General features: G+C 70.9%; 10 protein-coding genes. 6 read left to right on the plus strand and 4 right to left on the minus strand.

The annotated features are described in order from the left end of the window. Window positions 1–3: 3 nt before the first annotated feature. Window positions 4–1050 carry a quinone-dependent dihydroorotate dehydrogenase gene (locus tag Q0195_RS10350; protein WP_299278011.1) on the minus strand — a complete coding sequence of 349 codons (1047 nt, stop codon included), beginning with the start codon at window positions 1048–1050 and terminating at the stop codon, window positions 4–6. Next, a complete protein-coding gene (locus tag Q0195_RS10355) occupies window positions 1047–1634 on the minus strand; it encodes a DUF3043 domain-containing protein (RefSeq protein WP_299278013.1) in 588 nt (195 codons plus the stop codon). The genes Q0195_RS10350 and Q0195_RS10355 overlap by 4 nt, the downstream gene beginning before the upstream one ends. Before the next feature lie 39 nt (window positions 1635–1673). On the opposite strand from Q0195_RS10355, the gene Q0195_RS10360 reads away from it, so the two are divergent. The 6 genes from Q0195_RS10360 to Q0195_RS10385 all read left to right on the plus strand — a co-directional run bounded on the left by Q0195_RS10360 (window position 1674) and on the right by Q0195_RS10385 (window position 7981). Further along, complete coding sequence (locus Q0195_RS10360; RefSeq protein ID WP_299278016.1) at window positions 1674–3032, plus strand: dipeptidase; 1359 nt, start codon at window positions 1674–1676, stop codon at window positions 3030–3032. Window positions 3033–3078: 46 nt separating this feature from the next. Continuing rightward, complete coding sequence (locus Q0195_RS10365; RefSeq protein WP_299278019.1) at window positions 3079–4230, plus strand: glycerate kinase; 1152 nt, start codon at window positions 3079–3081, stop codon at window positions 4228–4230. A gap of 88 nt (window positions 4231–4318) precedes the next feature. Next, window positions 4319–4672, plus strand: a complete 354-nt coding sequence (erpA, locus tag Q0195_RS10370) for an iron-sulfur cluster insertion protein ErpA (RefSeq protein ID WP_299278035.1) — start codon at window positions 4319–4321, stop codon at window positions 4670–4672. A 218-nt stretch (window positions 4673–4890) separates the two neighbouring features. Further along, the gene (gene coxB / locus Q0195_RS10375; RefSeq protein WP_299278022.1) at window positions 4891–5709 is read left to right on the plus strand and encodes a cytochrome c oxidase subunit II; all 819 of its coding nucleotides are present in this window, start codon (window positions 4891–4893) and stop codon (window positions 5707–5709) included. Beyond that, window positions 5709–7526: a cytochrome c oxidase subunit I gene (ctaD, locus tag Q0195_RS10380; RefSeq protein WP_299278025.1), complete on the plus strand. Its 1818-nt coding sequence runs from the start codon at window positions 5709–5711 to the stop codon at window positions 7524–7526. The genes coxB and ctaD overlap by 1 nt, the downstream gene beginning before the upstream one ends. Next, a complete protein-coding gene (locus Q0195_RS10385) occupies window positions 7526–7981 on the plus strand; it encodes a cytochrome c oxidase subunit 4 (RefSeq protein WP_299278027.1) in 456 nt (151 codons plus the stop codon). The genes ctaD and Q0195_RS10385 overlap by 1 nt, the downstream gene beginning before the upstream one ends. 500 nt (window positions 7982–8481) lie before the next feature. Here the strand turns inward: Q0195_RS10385 and Q0195_RS10390 are convergent, their stop codons facing one another. Together Q0195_RS10390 and Q0195_RS10395 are read right to left on the minus strand one after the other, a co-directional pair. After that, a complete protein-coding gene (locus Q0195_RS10390; RefSeq protein WP_299278030.1) occupies window positions 8482–9114 on the minus strand; it encodes a superoxide dismutase in 633 nt (210 codons plus the stop codon). A 99-nt stretch (window positions 9115–9213) separates the two neighbouring features. Beyond that, window positions 9214–10860 (minus strand): cytochrome bc complex cytochrome b subunit (locus Q0195_RS10395; protein WP_299278032.1); only part of this gene is annotated, 1647 nt, incomplete at its 5' end.

The following is a 10860-nucleotide window of genomic DNA, read 5'->3' on the forward strand; positions in this document are numbered from 1 at the left end:
CCGTCAGCCGCGCCGCCCGGCCCCAGCCAGGGCGCGGTTGAGCGAGCCCGGCCAGGTGGGCCCGCCGTAGACGAAGCCGGTGTAGGCCTGCAGCAGGTCCGCCCCCGCGGCGAGCATGGCGCGTGCCCCGGCGACGTCGTCGATGCCGCCGACACCGATGACCACCGGGCCCTGGCCGAGGCGTCGCCGCAGCAGCCTGACCACCTCGACCGCACGGGCGTGCACCGGCGGCCCGGACAGCCCGCCCGGTCCGTGCTCGTGGGCGGTCGTCGTGTTGGTGGCCACGACACCGGCGAGCGACAGCTCGGTGACGAGGTCGGCGACGGCGAGGACGTCGTCGTCGTCCAGGTCGGGGGCGACCTTGACGAGCACCGGCACGCGGCGCCCGGCCGCCCGGTCGGCCTCATCCTGCACGGCGGTGAGGATCGGGCGTAGCGAGTCGACCGCCTGGAGGTCGCGCAGCCCGGGGGTGTTCGGGGAGGAGACGTTGACGGTGAGGTAGTCGGCCCAGCGGGCGAGCAGCCGGGCGCTCGCCGCGTAGTCGGCCACGGCGTCCTCGACCGGCGTCACCCGCGACTTGCCGATGTTGACGCCGACGACGACGGACCGCCCGCGCCGGGTGCTCCGCAGCCGGCGCAGCCGCTCGGCGGCCGCCTCGGCGCCGGCGTTGTTGAAGCCCATCCGGTTGCGCAGCGCCCGCTGCTCGGGGTGACGCCACAGGCGGGGGCGGTCGTTGCCCGGCTGGGGGTGGGCGGTGATGGTCCCGACCTCGACGTGCCCGAAGCCGAGCATGTCCATCCCGAGCACGGTGGTGGCGTCCTTGTCCATCCCGGCCGCGAGGCCGAGCACGCCCGGGACGTCACGCCCGAACGGGGTGCCCACCGGGGTGGCGGGCCGTCGGCCCAGCGTCGCCCGCACGACGTGGGACAGCACCGGTGTGGCGGCGACGCACCGGATCGCCCCGAGCGCGAGCTCGTGCGCCCGTTCGGGGTCGACCCGGACCAGGAGGCGCCGGAACAGCAGACCGTAGAGCCGCACGCCCGCGGTCACGCGATCGTCTCGCCGCGCTTGACCTGGGGCTTGGGGGCGCGGAGGAACCGCGGCTGGAAGAGGCGGCTGAAGGCGTACATGCCGGTGAAGCGGGGGATCTGCTCCTCGTCGAACCGGGCCTTGAGCTTGCGCTTGACGGCGATGGTGAACCCGATCGCGAAGGCGAGGGAGATCGCGAAGGCGACGTACATCACGATCATCCCGATGATCGCGACGTCCGGGATCATCGAGGCGAAGAAGAGCAGGACGATCGAGGCCATCGCCAGCGGCAGGAAGTACTCGCTCGGGCTGAAGTGGGCGTCGACGTAGTTGCGGACCCAGCGCCGCACCGGTCCCTTGTCCCGCGGCGGCAGGTACCGCTCGTCGCCGGTGCGCATCGCCTCCTGCTGCTTGGCGTACAGCTCGTTGCGTCGGCGCCGGGCCTCCTGCCGGGCGGCCTTGCGGTCCGCGGGGACGAGCGGACGCTTGCGCTGTGCCTCGACCTCCCTGCGCTTCGGTGTGGGGCGGCCCTTGCCCTGCGGCTTGGGCTTCGCCTCGGGTTCCGGCGCGGGGGCGGGCGTCTCCTTCTTGCTACGTCCGATCACGCCTCGAGGGTAGTCGACCCGCGCCGTTAGGCTGCCCTCGTGACCATCGAGGACCTCACCACCCGGACCGCCGCCGAGTTCCCCCGCATCCGCAGCGACCTGGAGTCGCTCGTGCGCATCCCCAGCGTCTCGGCCCCCGCCTTCGACCCGCGACACCTCGAGGAGAGCGCCGCGGCCGTCGCCGACCTGCTCCGCGACGCCGGGCTCCCCGAGGTCGAGATCGTCCGCGTCACCGGTCCCGACGGTCGCGCCGGGGCGCCCGCCGTGCTCGCCCACCGGCCCGCCCCCGCCGGGTCGCCGACTGTGCTGCTCTACGCGCACCACGACGTCCAGCCCCCGGGCGACCCCGCCGGCTGGACCTCCCCGCCCTTCGAGCCCACCGCGCGCGGCGAGCGACTCTTCGGCCGCGGCGCCGCCGATGACAAGGCCGGGATCATGGCCCACGTCGGCGCGCTGCGCGTGCTCGGCGACGAGCTCGGGGTCGGGGTCACGGTCTTCGTCGAGGGCGAGGAGGAGATCGGCTCACCGACCTTCCGCACCTTCCTCGAGACCTACCGTGACCGGCTCGCCGCGGACGTCATCGTCGTCGCCGACTCCTCGAACTGGAAGGTCGGCGTCCCCGGCCTCACCACCTCGCTGCGTGGCCTCGTCGACTGCACCGTGGAGCTGCGGGTGCTCGACCACGCCGTCCACTCCGGCATGTACGGCGGCCCGGTGCTCGACGCGGTCACCCTCCTCGCCCGGCTCATCGCCACCCTGCACGACGACGCGGGCGACGTCGCCGTCCCCGGCCTGGTCGCCCGCGACGAGACGGACGTCGACTACCCGGAGGCCGACTACCGCGCCGACGCCGGCGTGCTCGACGGGGTCCGGCTCGCCGGGTCCGGCCCCCTCTCCGCGCGGCTGTGGACGAAGCCGGCGATCTCCGTCATCGGGCTCGATGCGACGAGTGTCGACCACGCCTCCAACACCCTCATCCCCGCCGCCCGCGCGAAGCTCTCGATGCGCATCGCCCCGGGTCAGGACCCGGCCGCGGCGGAGCGGGCGCTGCACGAGCACCTGCGGGCCCATGCCCCGTTCGGCGCCGAGGTCACCGTGACGCCGGGGGAGACCGGCCACGCCTTCCAGGCCCCGGGCGACTCGGTGGTCATGCAGGCCGCCCGGTGGGCGCTGCGCACCGCCTGGGGCACCGACCCGGTGGACCTCGGCATCGGTGGCTCGATCCCCTTCATCGCCGACCTCGCCGAGGTGTACCCCGACGCCGCGATCCTCGTCACCGGCGTGGAGGACCCGGACTCCCGGGCGCACTCGGAGGACGAGTCGGTACACCTGGGCGAGCTGGAGAAGGTCGTCCTCGCCGAGGCCCTCCTCCTCGCCCGTCTCGCCGACCGGCTGTGACCGTGCACCACGCCCGGCTGGGCAGCCACGCAGGACAGGGGAGCGCGTGCGACTCCTGGTGAGCCCCGGGGCGTTCTCCGGGGCGCTGAGCGCCCTGGCGGTGGCCGCCGCCGTCGAACGGGGGTGGCGCCGCACGGCACCGGACACCGTGGTGCACGTGCGGCCGATGTCCGACGGTGCGACCGGCCTGCTCGACGCCGTCCACGCCGCCCGCGGGGGGCGCCTGGTCTCGCTCACCGCGCGCGGCCCCCTCGGCGACCCCGTCCCGGCCACGCTGCTCCACGTGCCCGGCCAGGCCGGCGGCACGGTGTACGTCGAGGCCGGACAGGTCCTCGGGCAGCAGCTCACCCCGCCCGGTGAGGAGCTGCGCCACGCCGAGCACGGCAGCAGCGTCGGACTGGCCGAGCTGCTCCTCGCCGCGCGCGAGGTGGGCGCCGGCCGCATCGTCGTCGGGCTCGGGACCGCCACCACCCACGACGGCGGCGCCGGGCTGGTCCGCGGGCTCGCCGGCGTCCCGGAGGACGCCGAGATCGACCGGGACGCGCTGGCCGCCGCCCACCGCACACTGGCCGCCACCGACGTCGTCGTCGCCTCCGCCACCCAGACTCCGCTGCTCGGCCTGCACGGCGCCGGCGCGCTGCTCGGCGAGCGGGTCGGTCCCGCCGAGGCCCAGCGCCTCGACACCCGGGTCGGTGACCTCGTCGCCCGGCTCGACCGGCTCGGCCGGGACCTGCCGCGGCGGTCGGTGCTGCCGACCGCGCCGGCCGCCGGCGCGACACACGGGCCCACGACACACCAGCACGCGGTGCCGGCCCGGCCCGGGAGGGCCGAGGGCAGCGGCGCCGGGGGAGGCGCCGCCTACGCCCTGACCGTGCTCGGGGGCCGCCTGCTCCCGGGCCCGGACGTCGTGGCCGACGCGGTCGGGCTGCGCGCCGCCGTCGCCGACGCCGACCTCGTCCTCACCGCGACGGCGGTGCTCGACGCGCCCGCCGTCGACTTCTCCGTCGTCGCGACCGTCGGACGGGCGGCGATGGAGGAGGGGCTCCCGGTCGTCGTCCTGGCCGAGGAGGTGCACACCTCCCGCCGTGAGGTCGCCCGCGCGGGGATCAGCGGGACGTACGAGACCGGCCCCGCCGACCTGGCCGTCGTCGAGGAGTGGGCCCTCCGTCTGGCGCGCACCTGGGCACTCGGGGCGTAGTCTGGTCGTGGAACAACCGCGGACCCGCCGCGGTTGCCACGGTTGTACCCGACCCGAGCACCTGCGGAGACCAAGCATGAGCGAGACGATGACCCCCACGCCCACCGACGTCCCGACCCACGAGGTCGAGCTGACCGACGTCGCCGCGCAGAAGGTCAAGACGCTGCTCGCGCAGGAAGGGCGCGACGACCTGCGGCTGCGGATCGCCGTCCAGCCCGGTGGCTGCTCGGGCCTCATCTACCAGCTCTACTTCGACGAGCGCTTCCTCGACGGCGACGCCGTGCGTGACTTCGACGGCGTCGAGGTCATCGTGGACAAGATGAGCGTGCCCTACCTGGCCGGCGCGACCATCGACTTCGCCGACACCATCGAGAAGCAGGGGTTCACGATCGACAACCCCAACGCCGTCGGCTCCTGCGCCTGCGGCGACTCCTTCCACTGACGCGACACGCCCGACCACGGCCCGTCCTTTGCGAGGTTCCTACCTCCCACTGGGCGGGCCGTTGGCGTCCCACCCGCGGGTTCGCGATAGGGTGAACGACGGGACATTCGTCCCGCCTGAAATGCCCTAAATGCGTCGTGTCGGAAGGTCTTGAAGTGCGATCACCGTCCTCCGGTAGCCGCTCGCCCCGCGGGTGGCGACTGGTAGTTCTGGGCCTTGTGGCGGCCCTCACCCTCGCCGGTTGCGCAGAGCTGGGAGCGCCGAGCAACGGCTTCCTGCCTTCCGAACCAGGGGTCACCGACAAGACCGAGTCGATGATCAACCACTGGAACGGCGCGTGGGTCGCCGCCATCTTCGTCGGCATCCTCGTGTGGGGCCTGATCATCTGGTGCGTCGTCGCCTACCGGAAGCGGAAGAACGACAACACCCTGCCGGTCCAGCTGCGCTACCACATCCCGCTCGAGCTGATGTACACCGTCGTGCCGATCCTCATGATCGGGGTGCTGTACTTCTACACGGTGCAGGTCACCGAGGAGTTCACCGACGTCAGCGCGGAGCCGGACCTGGAGATCCTCGCCTACGGCAAGCAGTGGAGCTGGGACTTCAACTACCTGGACGACGGCGTCTACTTCGAGGGCGGTCGCATGCAGCTCACCGGTGAGGAGGGCGTGGAGGAGACCCTGCCCACGCTCTACCTGCCGGTCGGGGAGACGGTGCAGTTCACCGTCAAGACCCGCGACGTCAACCACTCCTTCTGGATCCCCGCCTTCCTGTTCAAGATGGACATGATCGCGGGGGAGACCAACACGTTCCAGGTGACGCCGCAGGAGACCGGCCACTTCCAGGGGAAGTGCGCCGAGCTGTGCGGCGAGTTCCACTCGGAGATGCTCTTCAACGTCGAAGTCGTCGAGCGTGCGGAGTACGACGCACAGATGGAGGCGCTGCGCCAGGCCGGCAACGTCGGCGTCATCGGCGACGAGTACAACCGGGTCTACGACCAGCGCGGTTACCTGCAGGACGGAACGGTGAACAACTGATGGCTACCACGCACGAAGCCCCGACCCCGCAGCTCGTCCCGGGCCTGCGGCCCGAGCGGCAGAGCCTCGGCCGGACCATCGTCAGCTGGCTGACCTCGACCGACCACAAGGTCATCGGCTACCTGTACCTCATCACCGCCTTCGTCTTCTTCCTCATCGGCGGCCTCCTCGCGCTGGCCATGCGGCTGGAGCTCTTCGAGCCGGGTATCCAGCTCTTCCAGTCGAAGGAGGTGTACAACCAGTTCTTCACGATGCACGGCACGATCATGCTGTTCCTCTTCGCGACGCCGCTGTTCACCGGCTTCGGGAACGTCATCGTGCCGCTGCAGATCGGGGCACCGGACGTCGCCTTCCCGCGGCTGAACATGTTCAGCTACTGGCTCTTCACCTTCGGTGGCCTCATCGCGCTGGCCGGCTTCCTCACCCCGAAGGGAGCGGCGAGCTTCGGCTGGACGGCCTACACGCCCCTGTCGCTCGTGCAGTTCTCGCCCGGCCTCGGCGGTGACCTGTGGGTCATGGGCATCGCGCTGACCGGCTTCGGCACCATCTTCGGCTCGGTCAACTTCATCGCCACCGTCATCACCATGCGGATGCCCGGCATGACCATGTTCCGCATGCCGATCTTCACCTGGAACATCATGATCACCTCGCTGCTGGTGCTCATGGCCTTCCCGGTGCTGGCGAGCGCGCTCTTCGGCCTGGCCTACGACCGCGTCCTCGGCGGGCAGATCTACAACCCGGACAGCGGCGGCTCCATGCTGTGGCAGCACCTGTTCTGGTTCTTCGGCCACCCCGAGGTCTACGTCATCGCACTGCCGTTCTTCGGCATCGTCAGCGAGATCCTGCCGGTCTTCTCCCGCAAGCCGATCTTCGGCTACAAGGGCCTGGTCTTCGCCACGATCGCGATCGCCGCCCTGTCGATGACCGTGTGGGCGCACCACATGTACACCACCGGTGGGGTGCTGCTGAACTTCTTCGCGCTGATGACCATGCTCATCGCCGTGCCCACCGGGGTGAAGTTCTTCAACTGGGTCGGCACGATGTGGCGCGGCAAGCTGACGTTCGAGACGCCGATGCTCTGGTCGCTCGGCTTCATGGCGACCTTCCTCTTCGGCGGTGTCACCGGCATCATCCTGTCCAGCCCGGCCATGGACTTCCAGGTGCAGGACTCCTACTTCGTCGTCGCGCACTTCCACTACACCGTCTTCGGCACCGTGGTGTTCGCGATGTTCGCCGGCTTCTACTTCTGGTGGCCGAAGATGACCGGGCGGATGCTCAACGAGCGGCTCGGCAAGGTCCACTTCTGGATGCTCTTCTTCGGCTTCCACGGCACCTTCCTCATCCAGCACTGGCTCGGCGCCCAGGGCATGCCCCGGCGCTACGCCGACTACATGGTCGAGGACGGGTTCACCCTGATGAACCAGGTCTCCACCGCCGGTGCGGTGCTGCTGACGCTCTCCACGCTGCCCTTCCTGTGGAACGTCTACGTCACGACGCGCGGCCCGCGCACCGTGTTCGTCGACGACCCGTGGGGCTTCTCCAACTCGCTGGAGTGGGCCACGAGCTGCCCGCCGCCGCGGCACAACTTCGTCTCCCTGCCCCGCGTGCGCTCCGAGCGCCCCGCCTTCGACCTGCACCACCCGGAGGTTGCCGCGATGGACCAGGCGGCCGTGCCCGACCAGGGCATCCTGGAGCAGGCGCTGGGCGACGCGCAGCGCACCGGCGGCGGGGGAGCAGCCGCCACCGAGGGGAAGCGGCAGGGCACCGCGACCGCTGTGCTCGAGCGCGACGAGGACGACGAGAAGGGGAAGGCCTGATGGCACGAGAGCACGACCGCGCACCCGGTGAGCCGTCGGCGGAGCACCCCAAGCCGCTCCGGGTGGAGATGTGGACCTTCCTGGCTGGGGTCGTCTTCTTCCTGATCGTGGCGCTCATCTACGGCGTGTGGAGCAGCTGGGAGCCCGTCGGCACGGTGGCGCTTCTCCTGCTCACCGGCCTGTACGGCCTGTCCGGCGCCTACCTGGCCATCCTGGCGCGGCGGGTCGACCCGCGGCCGGAGGACAACCCGGTCAGCGACGTCGAGGACCACGCCGGTGAGATCGGGGTCTTCTCGCCACACTCCTGGTGGCCGCTGGTGCTGGGCATCGCTGCGGCGCTGGCCTTCGCCGGGATCGCCGTGGGCTGGTGGATGTTCGGTCTGGGCCTCGTCGTCGCCGCGATCGGCCTCGCCGGCCAGACCTTCGAGTTCTCACGCGGACCGCACGCACACTGAGTTCGACCTGACGCCGGAAGGGCGGCACCCAGCACGGGTGCCGCCCTTCTTGCATGCTCTGCGGGGACGGGACAGGAAGCGTCAGGGACGCTGACCACGCTGCGAGTGTCGGCAGCGGGACGCCCGTCGCGGTTCGCCAGGCGGAGACCCGCGGCCGTGGGCCGGCTGGGGAACGTCTCGTGCCCCGGGAGGGGGAGCGAGATCATGCAGCGCTCGACCACCTGCCTCCCTCCGCAGTCCGCCACACGCTCACGGGCACAGCGACGGAGGTCTGGTCTCTCTCGGCGGGAAGCCGACGACGCTCGCCCACCGGGTACGGCGAGGTGGTCCCAGACCGGCGTGGCGAGGACCGGATACTGGGCAGTCACACCGGCCGCGCTGGCTGTGGCGTGGTGTCGCCCGCGAGTTCGCGACCTCGTGGAGCTGGTCTGCTCACGGGAGCGAAAGGCCCGGTGGGCCGCCGGAGCGGCTCACCGGGCCTCGTGCCGGTTCTCGTCCGGTCAGACCTGCGCGGGGGTGATGAGGCCCGCCGTCTGGGTCCGGGCACGCTCCAGGCGAGCGGCGACGTCCTGCCAGTTGACGATGTTCCAGAACGCCTTGACGTAGTCCGCCTTGACGTTGAGGTAGTCCAGGTAGAACGCGTGCTCCCACATGTCGAGCATGAGGATGGGCGTCAGCCCCAGCGGGACGTTGCCCTGCTGGTCGAAGAGCTGGAAGATCGAGAGCTTCTGCCCGATGGAGTCCCAGGCGAGCACCGACCAGCCAGATCCCTGGATGGCCGTGGCGTTGGCGGAGAACTGCGCCTTGAAGCCCTCGAAGGACCCGAGCTGGTCCTTGATGGCCTCGGCGAGCTCGCCCTCCGGCTCACCCCCACCCTCGGGGGAGAGGTTGTTCCAGAAGACGGTGTGGTTGACGTGCCCGCCGAGGTTGAACGCGAGGTTCTTCTCCAGGAGGTTGATGGCGGCGTTGTCACCGCTCTCCCGGGCCTCCGCCAACTTGTCCAGCGCGGTGTTTGCGCCGTCCACGTACGCCTTGTGGTGGCGGCTGTGGTGCAGCTCCATGATCTTGCCGCTGATGTGCGGCTCGAGCGCGCTGTAGTCGTACGGGAGCTCCGGCAGGGTGTACACAGGCATGTGTCCTCCTCAGGTAGTCGCGGTGCGGGTCCGCACCGCCTTGCACGGACACGTGTGCCCGGCGGTGACGCCGGGCACACGTGTCACATCAGGGCCAACCTATGACGACGACGGGTTGTTCCGCTCATCCCGCCCGCCGGCGGTGACCGCCGCGGGCTCCTCCTCGGCACCCGCGAAGGTCTCGCGCAGGCCACCGGGCTCCACCATCGCGGTGCCCTGGAGGCCGTCACCGTGCGCCCCGTGCTCGGCCGTCGCGGCGGCCAGCTCGGCGGGCCTCACCGGCTCGACGCGGTCCTCGTAGAAGAGCCGCGACAGGCGCGCGCGGCGCTTGTCGACCTCGTAGCCGGGACGGCGCACCCCGCGCTCGTCCTCGGCCGGCTCGATCTCCAGCATCCGGTCGGCGTCGTAGGAGACGAGCACCCACCGCTCCTCGTCGGTGAGCGGCTGGTGGATCTCCATGTACTGGCCCGAGGGCAGCCGGACGATGCGTCCGGTCTCGTGACCGTGGAGGGCGAGCTCGCGGTCGCGCCGCTGCAGCGCCAGGCAGATGCGCTTGGTGAAGACGAACGCGAGCACCGGCGCCACGAAGAACGCGATCCGCAGGAACCACGTGATGCCGTTGAGGGAGAGCTCGAAGTGCGTGGCGATGAGGTCGTTGGCACCGGCGAAGTTCAGCACCATGAACGCGGTGATGAGGGCGACGCCGAAGGCCGTGCGGGTAGGCGCGTTGCGCGGGCGGTCGAGCAGGTGGTGCTCACCGCGGTCCTTGGTCACCGCGGCCTCGATGAAGGGCCACAGCGCGAGCGGCGTGAAGAGCAGGCCGGGGATGATCAGGCCCGGGATGAGGATGTTCAGCGACAGCGTGTAACCGCCGATGACGAACTCCGGCCACCCCGGCATGAGCCGCAGCGAGCCCTCGAGGAAGAGCATGTACCAGTCCGGCTGCGCGCCTGCGCCGACGGGGGAGGGGTCGTAGGGCCCGTGCACCCACACCGGGTTGATCGACACCAGCGCACCGAGCGTGGCGAGGAAGCCGAAGACGATGAAGAAGAACCCGCCTGCCTTCGCCGCGTACACCGGCAGCACCGGGTAGCCGACGACGTTCTTCTCCGTCCGCCCCGGGCCGGGGTACTGGGTGTGCTTGTGCACGACGACGAGGATGAGGTGGACGGTCACCAGCGCGATGATGAGGCCGGGCACGAGCAGGATGTGCACCGTGAACAGGCGCGGGATGATGTCCGTCCCCGGGAACTCACCGCCGAAGAGCGCCAGCGAGCCGTAGGAGCCGATGATCGGGATCGCGCGGAGCACGCCGTCGGCGATGCGCAGGCCGTTGCCCGACAGGACGTCGTCCGGCAGCGAGTAGCCGGAGAAGCCGGCCGCGAGGCCCAGCAGCAGCAGGGTGAACCCGACGAGCCAGTTGAGCTCCCGCGGCTTGCGGAAGGCACCGGTGAAGAACACCCGGAGCATGTGCGACACGATCGCGGCCATGAACAGCAGCGCCGCCCAGTGGTGGATCTGCCGCATGAGCAGCCCGCCGCGCACCTCGAAGGAGAGCCGCAACGTCGAGGCGAAGGCCTCGGACATCGCCACGCCCTGCATGGCCACCGGGAGGGCGTCCTCCGGGTAGGTGGTGTGCCCCATGCTGGGGACGAAGAACATCGTCAGGAAGATGCCGCTGAGGACGAGGACGATGAAGCTGTAGAGCGCGACCTCACCGAGCAGGAAGGACCAGTGGTCGGGGAA

The organism is uncultured Georgenia sp., assembly GCF_937958535.1.
Lineage (GTDB): Bacteria > Actinomycetota > Actinomycetes > Actinomycetales > Actinomycetaceae > Oceanitalea.